The sequence below is a fragment of the uncultured Kordia sp. genome, from assembly GCF_947496985.1.
Taxonomy (GTDB): Bacteria; Bacteroidota; Bacteroidia; order Flavobacteriales; family Flavobacteriaceae; genus Kordia.
On record NZ_CANMEZ010000016.1, the window covers coordinates 41,823 to 58,503 of the forward strand.

At 31.6% G+C, this 16,681-nt stretch carries 2 protein-coding genes; both read left to right on the top strand.

The genetic code is table 11. From position 1 onward, the window contains the following. Nucleotides 1-56: 56 nt before the first annotated feature. Nucleotides 57-12,860 (top strand): non-ribosomal peptide synthetase, encoded by a 12,804-nt coding sequence (locus Q0828_RS23920; RefSeq protein WP_298427802.1) that lies wholly within the window; start codon nucleotides 57-59, stop codon nucleotides 12,858-12,860. Between the two features lie 32 nt (nucleotides 12,861-12,892). Further along, the coding region (locus Q0828_RS23925) for an amino acid adenylation domain-containing protein (RefSeq protein ID WP_298427805.1) at nucleotides 12,893-16,681 on the top strand (3,789 nt) is incomplete at its 3' end.

Consider the following 16,681-nt stretch of genomic DNA (forward strand, 5'->3'; position numbering starts at 1 on the left):
CTGTACAAGTGTGCACAAGTATGCTGCCAAAAAGTAAAAACATACGAATACCTGAAATGGAGAAAGCTAAACAACTAATTTCAAAATTAGAAAAACAAAAGATTGACTTGAAACTCAATGGTGAAAACCTTGAAATAGTTTCATATCAATCAAAAGTGCCTGTAGAACTAATTCATGAAATAAAAGCTTTAAAACAAGACTTGATTCAATATCTAAAAACCTTAGATATTGAAAGCAAAACTATTGAAATTCCTGTATGCGAAGAAGCTGAAAACTATGCGCTGTCTTCAGCTCAATACAGGCTTTGGATTGCTATGCAGCATGATAAAAACACATTGACATACAATATGCCTGCGGCAATTTATATCAATGAAAAAGTTGATCTAAAAGCATTTGAAACAGCAATTAAACAAACAATTGCAAAACATGAAATACTAAGAACAGTATTTAAACCAGATCAAGCAGGAATTGTAAAACAGTGGATACAACCAACAAATAGAATTAATTTTACGCTAGACTATATTGATGTTAGAAATACAAATGACCAAGAAGCAACAATAACAGCATATCTTGAAGAAAAATTCAAAGAACATTTCAATCTTGAAAACGGACCATTACTAAAAGCCGGATTCATACATACGCAAGATAAACAATACATTCTATACTTCAATATGCATCATATAATCAGTGATGGCTGGTCAATAGGTGTATTACAACAAGAAGTATTCTCTTTTTACCAAAATCCAATAGGAACAGAAAAACAATTACGCATACAATACAAAGATTTTGCTGCTTGGGAAACAAAAAAGAATGAAGCTGGAATCAATGAAGAAAACAAAAAATATTGGATTGATACGTTTGTAGAAGAGGTTCCATTACTCAACTTACCAAGTAACAAAAGGCGACCAGAAGTAAAATCAAATAATGGTAATAACCTTTCAGTAGATCTTTCTTTTGAACTTACAAATAACCTAAGAGCATATGTAAATAAAGCAGGTGTAAGTGTATTTACAGGAGTTTTAGCATCCTTAAAATTAATGTTAAGTACATATAGTAATGTAAAAGATATTACCGTTGGAACGCCGATAGCAGGAAGGAATCATGTAGATCTGGAAAATCAAATAGGTTTCTATGTAAACATGCTTCCGCTTCGAACAAAAATAGAAAAAGGAGAAACTTTTGCTTCGTTCTTGAAAAAAGAAAAAAAGGCATACTTCAATGCAATTGAATGTCCATATCCTTTCAATCAATTAATAGAAGAATTACAATTAAAACGTGACATTTCCAGAAATCCATTATTTGATGTTTCATTAACCTATTATGGAGCTCAAGATACAATGTTAGAAAAGCAGGAAGTACCATTCTTAAAAGCTCTTCAAAACAAATCAGTACGGTACGATATTGAATTTCATGTACGCGAATTTGAAAACAAACTAAAAATAGAAATCATCTATGATACGGATGTCTATGAAAAAGAAATGTTTGTTCAATTCTTAGAAAACTATACCATATTACTAAGTGAAGCATTGCAGAATGTTACTGCAGAAATTGAAACTCTAAATATAATAAGTAAAGAAGAACAATTATTATTCAATGAATTCAACCAAACGACAGTAGCATATCCTAGAGATGAATCAATCATTTCTTTATTTGAAAAACAAGCTTTAGAAACGCCAAATCATAAAGCATTAGTATTTGAAAAAACTGAATTTACTTATGCAGAATTAAATGCAGAAGCAAATCAATTAGCACGTTGTTTAGTAGAAATACACCAACTAGTAGAAGGTGATTTTATAGGAATTCTAGCCAATAGAAATGAACAAGCAATCATCGCAATGTTGGCAATCTTAAAAATTGGTTGTACATATGCTGTGATAGATGCAGAATCTCCAAAATCAAGATTAGAATACATTCTAAAAGACATCAATCCAAAGTTACTAATCACTGATACTGATCATGTTTTTGAAATAGATTATTTCAACGGAAACATGTTTGTAATTGATATTGAATTTCAAAAAGAAGCATTCAGTTCAGAAAATCTGGAAACTTTATCCATAAAAAACCGTTTAGCATATATTGCATATACTTCAGGTTCTACAGGAGTTCCGAAAGGTGTAATGGTTACCAATAGAGGTGTCGTTCGATTAGTGAAAAACACAAATTTCATCACGGTTATTGAAGAGGATAACTATCTAGGTTTATCTAACTTTTCTTTTGATGGTTCTACATTTGACATATACATGCCATTGTTAAATGGTGCAACGGTTTGCATCGCTAGTAAAAGTTTATTCTTAGACTTACAAAGACTAAATAACTATATTATTGATAATGAAATAACAAGTTTTTTCATCACGCCAGTGTTGTTTAATTCTTTGGTAGACTTTGAACTCTCAGGATTAGCGAATTTAAAATACGTAATCTGTGGAGGTGATCGTGTTTCTGTAAAGCATGCGAAAAAATTTAATGAACTTTATCCAAAAGTCAGTTTACAAAACGGATATGGTCCAACAGAAAACACAACGTTTTCAACTTGGTATAAAATAGAAAACCTAACAGATACAGCTTTATCAATTCCAATTGGTCCTCCAATAGCAAACTCACAATGTTACATTGTAAACGAAGCATTAAAATTGCTTCCATTGGGAGTAATCGGAGAAATATGTGTTGGCGGAGATGGTTTGGCAGAAGGTTATTTAAATCAGCCAGAACTGACTGCCGAAAAATTTGTCTCCAACCCTTTTAAAACTGAAACAAAACTCTATAAAACAGGTGATTTAGGAAGATGGAATGCAAATGGAGAAATAGAGTTCTTTGGTAGAAATGATCATCAAGTGAAAATACGAGGATATCGTATAGAACTTGGCGAAATAGAACATGCATTACTCAAAATAGAAAATATTGATAAAGGTGCAATTATCATTGTAGAAGACGCTTCTAAACAAAAAAATATAGTGGCGTATTTTACAGCAAAAGAATCACAAAATATTCAAAAGCTCGAAGCTGCATTAAAAGAAATTTTGGCGAGTTATATGGTGCCAAATCATTTTATTCAAATAGATGAAATGCCGCTTACACTGAATGGCAAAGTAGATAGAAAAGCATTACTATCTATAGAAGGAAACATATTAATTGATACAGATAATTACAAAGCGCCAACAACTAAACTAGAAGCTAATATTGTTACTATTTGGAATACTTATTTCAAAAGAGAAGACTTAGGAGTTGCACATGATTTCTTTGCTATTGGTGGAGATTCTATCAAAGCAATTCAGTTGATTAACAAAATGAATACTGTCTTTGACGAAGGATATTTTACAATTGCAGATTTATATGCAAATCCAACCATTGAAGCTTTAGTCAAAACTGCAGAAGTAAAAAGCAATGTTCCAAAACATATAAAACTACGAAAGTCAATTTCTCAGGAGTTTACAACATTGCAAGAAAACACTATTTCGGAAGCTGCTAAAAAAGGAACTAGTACTGAAAATTGGGAAGCAGTATTTCCTATGGGTGGCATTCAAAAAGGGCTCATTTTTCATTCATTATTAGACAATGGTGTATATATATTAAGTCCGATACAACAATTTGAAAATGAAGGTTTCAAGTTCGAAATATTCAAAAAAGCATTAAAAGAAGTTGTTGCAGAGCACCCAATATTGCGTACAAGTTTCAATCTACATGAATTTGGTCAAGAACTACAAATTGTTCATAAAAACCTTGATTTAGAAGCACATTTAGAATTTTTAGATATTCGTTCAGAAATTGAAGAAATTCAGAATAATATCATAAAAGAAATCATCCATAATCAAACGGAAAACGGTTTTGATATCGCAATTTCAGGCTTATGGAAAGCTATTGTGATACAACTTTCAGAAGATGTTTACAAACTCATTTTTCTATTTCACCATGCTATTTTAGATGGATGGAGTTACTATTCAATGATTACAGAGATTTCTAAAAAGTATGAAGAAAAAAAGAACAATCAACCGACGTTTACAGCTCCAATACAACTTAGTTACAGAGATTATATCGTTGAAGAATTCATAAACAAAGAAAATACAAAACTAAAAGAATACTGGACGAAGAAATTCAGTGATTTTGAAATAAATGATTTGCCTTTTCACGCTAAAAGTGAAGCGGTTGCTATCTCAGAATATATTCATATCAAGCTTGATACGAAACTCAAAAATCAAGTTGATGCTTACATAAAACGAGCGAAAATTTCAGAAAAAACATTCTATTTAGCTGTTGCTTTAAAATTGATTCAAGTCACTACAAACCAGAATGACATTACCATTGGATTAATGTCAAACGGAAGGCAAGCATTGGAAGATGGAGATAAAGTATTAGGATGTTTTACAAATTCATTACCGTTTAGAATACATCTAGAAAAAGAAAACACTTCGTTCATAAATGCTATCGAACAACAAATCAGAGAACTAAAAGAATTTGAATCACTCTCTTATTTTGAACTCAAAAAAATCCTCAGTGAAACCTATGAATTCAAAAAAGAATATTTTAATGCAACTTACAATTTTACTGACTTTCACATTACCAAAAACATAAACAAAGCCTTTAAAGGACAAGAAGTTTTAATTCAAGAATCTGAAAAATCAGAAACTGCGTTTAATTTTCATATTGCATCTGTTGAAGAAGAAGTATTAATAGAAATGTCATTCTATGAAGGTTTATACAGTGAAATACAAAAAGCACAATTAGAAAATTATGTGCACAATATTTTAACTGATTTTATAACTACTGAACAAAATATTTCAATAATAACGGAGTCTGAACAAACACAACTTTTGGAAGCCTTCAATAATACGAAAGTTAACTATGGCGAAGGAAAAACGGTTTTAGATGTATTTGCAGATCAAGTTGCGAAGAATCCGAATGTTGTTGCGATTACATTTGAAGAGATAACACTTTCGTATCAAGAATTAGATGCAAAATCGAATCAAATAGCAAATTACTTAGCAAAACAAAATTTACAGGCAAACAGTTTAATTCCATTATGTATCGAACGTTCAGTGGAAATGATAATTGGAATCTTTGGAATATTAAAAGCAGGTTTTGCTTATGTTCCAATTGATCCAACAAATCCACAAACTCGAATAGATTTCATTCTAGAAGATATTTCTGCAGAAATCATATTGACAGAAAGTTCATTAGAAAATAGATTTGTAGAAGCAAATCAAACGGTTATTTCTTTAGATGTGTTAAGTTTTGAAAATGAAGGAAATACGTTTGAATCAGAAGTAAACGAAGATCAATTAGCATACATTATTTACACTTCTGGAACGACAGGAATTCCAAAAGGCGTAATGATTGAACACAAATCGTTGTTCAATTTCATACATGGTTTTTCTGAATTATATGATTTTTCGGCTGCAGCCAGAATCGGATTCAAAACGAATTATGCTTTTGATGTTTCGGTTCATGAAATCTTCGGTTGGATCAAAGATGGTGGAAGTGTGGTAATACTTCCAGAAGATGCTGAAAAAGAAGCAAAAGGACTTATCGAACGTATTGAGAAGTATAAAATTACACATCTAAACTTAGTGCCTTCGTTATTTTCAGTTTTACTTGAAGAATTACAATTTACAGACAAAGAAGCGCTTTCAAGCTTGGAATACTTTTTCTTAGCAGGCGAAGCATTGCCAATTCAATTAGTAAGAAACTATGATGCATTAGGTTTTGAAGCAAAGTTGGAAAACATATACGGACCAACAGAAGCTACGATTTACAGTTCATATTACAGTACAGAAAACTTAACAGACGATCAAACAAGTATTCCAATTGGGAAACCAACGCTCAACACACAATTATACATTCTAGACGAACAATTATCATTAGTACCAAGTGGCGTTATTGGCGAATTGTGTATCAGCGGAAAAGGCTTATCGAAAGGTTATTTAAACAGAGAAGAATTAACAGAAGAGAAATTTGTAAATCATCCGTTTAAAGAAGGAAAGAAGCTTTACAAAACAGGTGATTTAGCAAAATGGCTTCCGGATGGAAACATTGCATATATTGGACGAAAAGACGATCAAGTAAAAATACGAGGATACAGAATTGAGTTGGGTGAAATAGAAAATGTGATTCGTGAATGCTCTTCAACAATTACATCGGTAGTAGTTACGCCAAAAGAAATTCAACAAGACAAAATATTGGTTGCATACATTGTTTCGGAAGAACTAGAAAAATCAACGTTAAAGCAATATTTGCAATCAAAATTACCATCATACATGGTACCTTCATATTTTATTGTGTTGGATGAATTACCATTAAATAAAAGTGGTAAAATTGATCGTAAAGCTTTACCAAAACTTACGAAGGATGCTTTAATTGAAACCAAAGAATACATAGCAGCAACGAACGAAATAGAGGCAAAACTAGTTGCCATTTTAGAGGAAATGCTAACAATTTCTCCCATAGGAATCACAGATAATTTCTTTGAACTTGGAGGAAATAGTTTGAGTGCTCTGCAATTAAGATCAAAAATAACGCAAACATTCAATACAAAAATTGACTTGCGTGGTTTCTTCAATGTGCCAACAATTCAATATATAAGTGCAGAAATTGAACTAGCAGAAAACGATACAACACACAAAGCATTTTCAATAATTCCAGTAGCACCTTCACAAAAATCATATGAACTTTCATATGCACAAAAACGATTTTGGGTATTAAACGAATTAAGCGGACAAAGTGCTGCGTATAATTTATTTGTAGCACAACAACTAGATACAGAGTTTGATCTGAAAACGCTGAACAAAGCAATTCAAATAATATTAGAAAGACATGCTAGTTTGCGAACAATTTTTGTGATCGAAAATGGTATCCCTAAACAGCAAATACAAGCAATTGAATCAGTACAATATGTTGTTGAAAAATATCAATACGATGCTGAAAATGTAAAAGATGAAGTATTTAACACTGTTTTTGAATTAGACGAATGGCCATTATTTAGAATGGCAGTAATAGAAGAAACAAATGAATTGGTATTTTCAATTCATCATATCATTTCTGATGGTTGGTCATTGGAAATTTTCAAAAATGATATTGTAAAAATCTATGAAAGTTTACGTTCAAAAATGCCAATTGAACTACCTGAATTAGCAATTGAATACAAAGATTATGCAGTTTGGGAACAAAATTTAATAGTTTCAGAAGCAATTCAACCTTCAAAAAACTATTGGGAAATGAAGCTTCAAGCGCCATTAGGACAATTTCAATTACCGTATGATGTAGAAGTAGAAACGAAAACTTCACACAATGAAGGAAGCTATTACAATGTACTTTTACAAGGAGAAGCAAAAGATAAGTTAGTTCAATTTTCATTAGACAAAAAACTACGCTTACTAAGTATCTTAATGGCTAGTTTCAAAATTGTTTTACAGCGTTTAACGAATGAAAATGATCTTATTATTGGAGTTCCAATGTCTGTACGATCGCATGTAGAATTGCAACATCAAATAGGCGTATTTCTAAATACGGTATTAATTAGAAATACAATTTCAGCGAATCAAACTACTTTAGGGTTTCTAACAGAAGTTAACAATTCATTATTGGAAGCAATTGATAATCAGTTGTATCCATACGAAAAAGTAGTGGAAGGTATTCAAAATACGGAACTTACTTCAGTGTTTTTCAATTTACTTAACTATGATGGTTCAGCTAAGAACACATATAGCGAAAGTGAAGCTATAACTGGAAAGTTGGAAACTGCGGTAAAATTTGATATTGAATGTTATGTAAAAGAATACGCAAATGCTATTAGTATTAGTTGTGTATACAGAGATGCGGTTTTTAAGTCAGAAACAATCAAACATTGGATGGATATGTTTGTAAATGTGATCAATGCTGTAGTAGAACAACCTAATAATACAATTGGAGAAATTCCTGTATTTACAAGACCAATCTACCAATTAGAAAAGAAAAGTAAAGCAAACAGTAAGCTTACTATTGAACAATCTATCATAAAACAGTTTGAAGCACAAGTTGAAAAGGCTCCAAATGCACTTGCAATTCATAGTGAACACATAACATTACGTTATGGAGATATAAATAATATTGCTAACAAAATTGCCAATCAAATTTTAGCAAAAGAAATCTCAAATAAACGTGTTTCATTATTATTAGCGAGAGGCGAATTACAAATTTTAGGAATTCTAGGAACATTAAAATCAGGAAATTCATATGTGCCATTAGACAGTGAATATCCTATAAAAAGACTGTTGCAGCTCGTAGAAGCTTCAAAAAGTAAGATATTAGTAACTTCTGAAACTAATCGTGTAATAGCGGAAACAATCTCGGAAAAATTACACATTCCTATCGTAGTAATTAATACGACAAACGAAAAAGTAATTGAAAATCCATTAATTAAAAGTACATCAACTGATGAAGCCTATGTATTATTTACCTCAGGTTCTACAGGAATTCCAAAAGGTGTCATTCAAAATCAACGAAATGTGTTATACTTTATCAAAAAACACATTCAAAACGTAGCTGTTACGGAAAATGATACGGTAAGTTTACTATCAACCTATAGTTTTGATGCGTATGTTGTAGATGTATTTAGTACACTTTTAGTTGGTGGAACTATTGCACCATACAATATAAAAACAACAGGATTACATGCGTTAAATACATGGATGCAAACTTATAAAGTTTCCATTCTACATATGGTTCCGTCATTGTTTAGAGCATTTACAAACATCTTGAAACAAGATGAAAAAGTTGTAGCACGTGCATTAGTTTTAGGTGGAGAAGCAGCATTTCAAAAAGATTTTAATAGCTTCAAAAACAGATTCTCTACGGATGCAATTTTTGTAAATATTTATGGAGCTGCAGAAGCTTCGATTATTTCCACAAAAGTAGTATCTCACGAAAGTGAACTCTATAAAAATAGAATTCCATTAGGAAATATCACAGAAGATAACAATGTGTATATTTTACAAAATGATATGCTTACACAAGATATATATGCAACAGGTGAAATTGTATACAAAAGCGAACATACAACCATTGGATATCTAAATGCAACAAATTCAGACAAAGAAGAATACTATAAAACGGGTGATATAGGACGCATATTAGCTACTGGTGAGCTTGAATTTATAGAAAGAAGCAATCAACAAATCAAACTCAATGGAATTAGAATTGATTTGTTAGAAATAGAATTAAACATACAAAAAATAGCGAGTCAAACAGCTGTCATTGTTCAAGATAATAAGTTGATTTCGTATTTGTTAGAAACAGAAAAAGAAAGCGTATCGGCAATTAAAAAATTATTAAAAGAAGAATTGCCGCAAATAATGATTCCTGAAATATTTGTATTTGTAGCTGAATTTCCAAGAACGCGTACAGGAAAAATTGATCGAAAATCATTACCAAACGCGATAATAACAGAAACAAACGAAACGCTATTTGAAGCACCTTCAAATACTATAGAAAAAGAACTTGTAACTATTTGGCAAAAGTTATTAAAGCTTGAAACTGTCGGAATTCAGCATAGTTTCTTTGAATTGGGCGGACATTCGTTACTCGCAATTCAGTTAATAGCACACATGCAAGCAACATTTGAAGTTGTAGTTTCTATCAAAGACATTTTTGAAAATCCAACAATAAAAGATTTAGGAATTATAATTGCTGAAAAAGTAAAAGTTAGCATTCCAGCTATAATTCCAACAAAAAGAACAGACAAAATTCCGTTGTCATATGCGCAAGAACGTTTGTGGTTTATAGATAAATTGCAAGGAAGTTTGGCGTATCATATTCCTGGTGTTTTACAAATCAAAGGTAAAATTGATACAACAATACTATCGAAAGCAATTCAGGCATTAGTTATACGACATGAAACGTTGCGAACGGTAATTCATGAGTATGAAGGTGATGGTTATCAGTATATTATGAATGCTGATGATTTTGAAGTTGTGTCTGTAGCTTCCGCGAGATTAGACAAAAATTTAGATCAATTCATACAAGAAGAAACACAAAAAACATTTGATCTATCACAAGATTACATGTTGCGAGCAACCATTGTAAAACAATCGGAGAATACATATATGTTGATTTTGGTTTTACATCATATTGCCGCAGATGGTTGGTCCATTCCAATCTTTGTAAATGAATTAGAACAAGCGTATCGACAAATTAGTACGAACGGAAAAGTAGATTTACAACCACTTTCAATTCAATATGCAGATTACAGTAATTGGCAACGTAACTATTTAACAGGTGAAGTTTTAGGTGAGAAATTAAGCTTCTGGATAAACCAATTAAAAGATGTAATGCCATTAGTCTTACCAACAGATTACAATCGTCCAGCAATTCAATCTACAGCAGGAGAAACCTATACATTTAAAATAAATAAAGCGCTTTCAAACAAGTTAAATATAATTTCAAAGTCACAAGGAGTCACACTTTTTATGACACTATTGACTATCTATAAAGTATTATTACACCGTTATTCTGGTCAAACTGACATTGCAGTCGGGACGCCAATTGCAAACAGATCGCAACTTGAAATATCACAATTAATAGGATTTTTTATAAATACAATTGTGATGAGAAGCCAAGTGGAATCACAAAAGTCATTTGCTGAATTATTACAAGAAATAAAGCAAACAAGTTTAGCAGCATTTACACATCAAGATGTTCCGTTTGAAAAAATAGTAGATCATGTAGTTGTTGATAGAGATCAAAGTAGAAGCCCATTATTCCAAACCATGTTTATACTTCAAAACAATGAAGAAACTACAGGAATCAGTTTAGGTGAAAGCAACATAGAATTGCTTGAAACAAAAACAACAACGGCAAAATTTGACATTTCTATGACCATTCGTGAAAACGAAAATGGAATGTCTGTAGCAATTGAATATGTAACGGCTTTATTCAAAAAAGAAACAATAGCACGTTTTGCAGTACATTTTAATCAATTGGTGAAGGCTGTTTGTGAAAATGTAAATCAATCAGTTGGAAGTTTACAAATGTTACCAAAAGCAGAGAAAACACAACTTTTGGAAGCCTACAATAATACGAAAGTTAACTATGGCGAAGGAAAAACGGTTTTAGATGTATTTGCAGATCAAGTTGCGAAGAATCCGAATGCTGTTGCGATTACATTTGAAGAGATAACACTTTCGTATCAAGAATTAGATGCAAAATCGAATCAAATAGCAAATTACTTAGCAAAACAAAATTTACAGGCAAACAGTTTAATTCCATTATGTATCGAACGTTCATTGGAAATGATAATTGGAATCTTTGGAATATTAAAAGCAGGTTTTGCCTATGTTCCAATTGATCCAACAAATCCACAAACTCGAATAGATTTCATTCTAGAAGATATTTCTGCAGAAATCATATTGACAGAAAGTTCATTAGAAAATAGATTTGTAGAAGCAAATCAAATGATTATTTCTTTAGATGTGTTAAGTTTTGAAAATGAAGAAAATACGTTTGAATCAGAAGTAAACGAAGATCAATTAGCATACATTATTTACACTTCTGGAACGACAGGAATTCCAAAAGGCGTAATGATTGAACACAAATCGTTGTTCAATTTCATACATGGTTTTTCTGAATTATATGATTTTTCGGCTGCAGCCAGAATTGGATTCAAAACGAATTATGCTTTTGATGTTTCGGTTCATGAAATCTTCGGTTGGATCAAAGATGGTGGAAGTGTGGTAATACTTCCAAAAGATGCTGAAAAAGAAGCAAAAGGACTTATCGAACGTATTGAGAAGTATAAAATTACACATCTAAACTTAGTACCTTCGTTATTTTCAGTTTTACTTGAAGAATTACAATCTACAGACAAAGAAGCGCTTTCAAGCTTGGAATACTTTTTCTTAGCAGGCGAAGCATTGCCAATTCAATTAGTAAGAAACTATGATGCATTAGGTTTTGAAGCAAAGTTGGAAAACATATACGGACCAACAGAAGCTACGATTTACAGTTCATATTACAGTACAGAAAACTTAACAGACGATCAAACAAGTATTCCAATTGGGAAACCAACGCTCAACACACAATTATACATTTTAGATGAACAATTATCATTAGTACCAAGTGGCGTTATTGGCGAATTGTGTATCAGCGGAAAAGGCTTATCGAAAGGCTATTTAAATAGAGAAGAATTAACAGAAGAGAAATTTGTAAATCATCCGTTTAAAGAAGGAGAGAAGCTTTACAAAACAGGTGATTTAGCAAAATGGCTTCCGGATGGAAACATTGCATACATTGGACGAAAAGACGATCAAGTAAAAATACGAGGATACAGAATTGAGTTGGGTGAAATAGAAACAGCTTTAGATAAGTTGGAAAACATCAAACAATCGGTTGTTGTAGCAAAAGAAGACAATACAGGAAGTAAGCAATTAGTAGCGTATTTTATCGCAGAAGAAGAAATTGATTTTACAGAAATCCAAGAATCATTAGCTAGTGAATTACCAAATTACATGATTCCGAATCGTTTTATGCAATTAGAAGAATTTCCACTAAATGCAAACGGTAAAATCAACAAAAAGGAACTTCCTGAATTAGATACAACCGCATTAAAAACAACAACATACGAAGCACCAACAACGGAAACTGAAAAGCAATTAGTTGCTATTTGGGAAGAACTATTAGGAATAGAAAACATAGGCATAAAAGACAACTTCTTCCAACTTGGAGGACATTCCTTATTAGCTATTAAATTGATTACACGCATATCAAAAACATTTGAAACTGAAATCAGTGTCAAAGAAGTATTTCATTTTGTAACTATCGAAGAAATAGCAAAGTATTTAGAAATTTTTTCAGAACAAGATCAAGAAAACGAAGACGAAGAAATCTCATTCTTCTAAACCAACAACAAGACTACATATTTATTGAAATTATGATAAATAAAGATTTATTACATATAATCTATACGGCTAAATCTGACGGGATTAAGTTATTCGTAAAAGATGGGAAATTAGGAATGAAAAAGAGCAAATCTACACTCATTTCTCCAGCGCTTACGAAACAAATACAGGAAAACAAAGAAGCGTTGATTCAGTTTTTGGGAAAAGGAACTACTACGTCAAATATTCCTTCAATCAAAGTAATGGAACGCCCGTCAAGAATTCCATTATCATTTGCACAAGAACGTTTATGGTTTTTAGATCAATTGCAAGGAAGTGTAGCCTATCATATTTCAGGAGTATTAAAAATTACAGGAGATTTAAATATATTAGTCTTACAAGAAGCTTTACAGCATATTGTTGATCGCCATGAGTCACTTCGAACGGTTTTCAAAGATCATGACGGAATTGGATATCAGGAAATTAAAAGTAGCAATGATTTTAAAGTTGCACACATACAAAATGCTACGGAAGAAATAGTAACTTTTCAAATAGAGAAAGTGACTAAAACAGCTTTTGATTTATCAAAAGATTACATGTTTAGAGCGGTTGTTGTTTCAATAAACGAGACAGATCACAGACTTATTTTAGTTTTACATCATATTGCTTCAGATGGTTGGTCTTTACCAATCTTAGTAAAAGAATTAGAAGCATCTTACGGACAATTATTAGCAGGAAACAAGGTTGATTTACCAACATTACCTGTGCAATATGCAGATTATAGTAGTTGGCAACGCAACTATCTTTCAGGCGAAGTATTAACTGAAAAATTAGCTTTTTGGAATGAAAAACTGAAAAACGCATCACCTTTAGAAATACCAACTGATTTTACAAGGCCTTCAATACAATCAACAGAAGGAAATGTATATAGTTTTACACTCAATAAAGAGCTTACAAAAGGTTTACATAATATCTCAAAAATACAAGAGTCCACACTATTTATGACGCTTTTGGGAATTTATAAAATCTTACTTTATAAATATACAAGACAAACGGATATAAGTGTTGGAACTCCAATTGCAAATAGACAACAGGAAAACGTGGCAGGATTAATAGGTCTTTTTGTAAATACAATTGTATTAAGAGATCAATTGCAACCAAATGCTTCATTTATTACTTTATTAAAACAAATTAAAGAAACATGCTTAACATCTTATATGCATCAAGATGTTCCATTTGAGCAAATTGTTGATGATTTAGCATTAAAACGCGATCAAAGTAGAACACCTTTATTTCAAACCTTATTTGTGCTTCAAAACAATGAAGAAGTTTCAGAAGTCAGTCTGGGAAATAGTATAGTTTCTGCAATTGCAACAACACGTGATACAGCAAAATTTGACCTTACATTAAATGTTACGGAAGAAAATGAAGAAATATTAGTAGAAATAGAATATGCTACTACTTTATTTAAAGCTGAAACGATAGTAAGAATGGCACAACACTTTAAACTACTTTCACATGCTATTGTTGACAATACAAATCAACCAATCAGTACTTTAACAATTATTGGTAAAGAAGAACAAAATACATTACTGAATATATTCAATAACACAAAAAAGGAATATCCTAGCGAAAAAACTGTTGTTGACTATTTTAAAGAACAAGTTTTAAATACACCAGATGCTATTGCTGTTGTATTTGAAAACACAAAACTAACATATGTAGAGTTAGACAAAAAATCCAATCAAGTTGCATTCTATTTACAAGAAAAAGGAATTATTAAAAACAGTTTAGTTCCAATTTGTACAGAACGTTCCTTAGAAATGTACATCGGTATTTTAGGAATCTTAAAATCTGGTGGCGCATATGTTCCGATTGATACTAAAAACCCTATAGAACGAATTCAATTTATCTTAAAAGATGTTGATTCAGAAATCATATTAACAACAACTGCATCAAAGGAATTAGTTAAGGTTTCTGGAAAAGAATCTATCTATATAGATGAACTAATCAATGCTTCCGATAATTTACGATCTCCAAGAGAAATTAACATTGTTACATCGCAATTGGCATATGTTATTTACACTTCAGGAACAACAGGAAACCCAAAAGGAGTAATGAATGCGCATTCAGGATTATTAAATCGTTTATTGTGGATGCAAGATGACGTAAATATTACTTCACAAAGTATATTACTTCAAAAAACACCATACGTGTTTGATGTTTCTGTATGGGAATTATTAATGCCTTTAATTAGCGGCTGTACATTAGTAATGGCAACACCAGAAGGTCATAAAGATCCAGATTATTTACAAAAAATTATTACCAGCCAAAAAGTAACGCACATTCACTTTGTTCCATCAATGTTGGAAGCATTCGTAACTTCGGTTGAAGCATCAAACAATAATTCTTTAAGCCATGTAATTTGTAGTGGAGAAGCACTATCCGCTCAATTAGTGAAAAAATTTAAAGAAAAATTCACAAATACTAGAATTCATAACTATTATGGACCGACGGAGGCAGCAATTGATGTTACAAAGATAGATTTAACAGCTAAAGAATATGAAGTCTTAATTCCTATAGGGAAACCTGTAGCAAATACTACTGTTTATATTGTAGATGATGCTTTTCAGTTATGCCCAATTGGAGTTCAAGGAGAATTATTAATTGGAGGAATTCAAGTTGCAAAAGGATACATAAATAGAAAGGAATTAACTGAAGAAAAATTTATTTTAAGTCCATTTAAAAATGATGAACGATTATATAAAACAGGAGATATTGCTAAATGGTTACCTGATGGAAATATTCAATACTTAGGAAGAAAAGATGATCAAGTAAAGATCAAAGGATTTCGTATAGAATTAGGCGAAATAGAAGCTGCTTTAAGGAACATACAGTATATTGAACAAGCAGTAGTTATTGTATGGGAAGATGCAAATGACAATAAACAATTAGTTGCGTATGTAATCGCAACTGAGGAAATTGACAACAAAGCGATTCAAAAAGAAATAGCTAAACAATTACCAGACTATATGATTCCAAAATTGTACATGCAATTGGAATCATTTCCACTAACGACTAATGGGAAGATAGACAAAAAATCATTGCCATTAGTTGATGATAGTGCGTATCAAAAAGAGCGCTACGTAGCGCCAAGCAATGAAGTAGAGGAGAAGTTAGTAACGATTTGGCAAGACTTACTAGGAGTTAAACAAATAGGAATTTATGACAACTTCTTTGAACTAGGAGGCGATTCTATAAAAGCGATTCAACTGGTAAGTAGAAGTAAATCAGCAGACATTCATTACCAAGTAAAAGATATTTTTAGTCATCAGACGATTTCAGAAATAGCCTTGCATTTAAAAGATGCCAATGAAATCATTCAAGAGACTGGAATTCTTGAAGGCTACGTACAATTACATCCAATTCAAAAACAATTCTTCGATTTAAGTTATGAAGCTGAGAATCATTACAATCAATCTTTATTACTAACGCTTTCAAAAGAAATCAAGCCAGAAACGATTCAAAAGGCAATTGAATTGTTAGCCAATCATCATGATGTATTACGAATAGAATTTCAAAAGGTTGAAAATGAGTCGTATCCAATACAAAACTACGGAAACAAACTTCCAGAGTTAATTACGGAAAATATAACAGAAACAACAGAAATCACAGAACTGTGTAGTAAATATCAAGCAGATTTAGACATTTACAATAATGACTTAACACGATTTGTATTTATAGAAACAAAAGAAGATACAAATCGTTTATTCATGGGAATTCATCACTTAGCAATTGATGGAGTTTCTTGGCGAATCTTCTTAGAAGATTTTACAAGAACC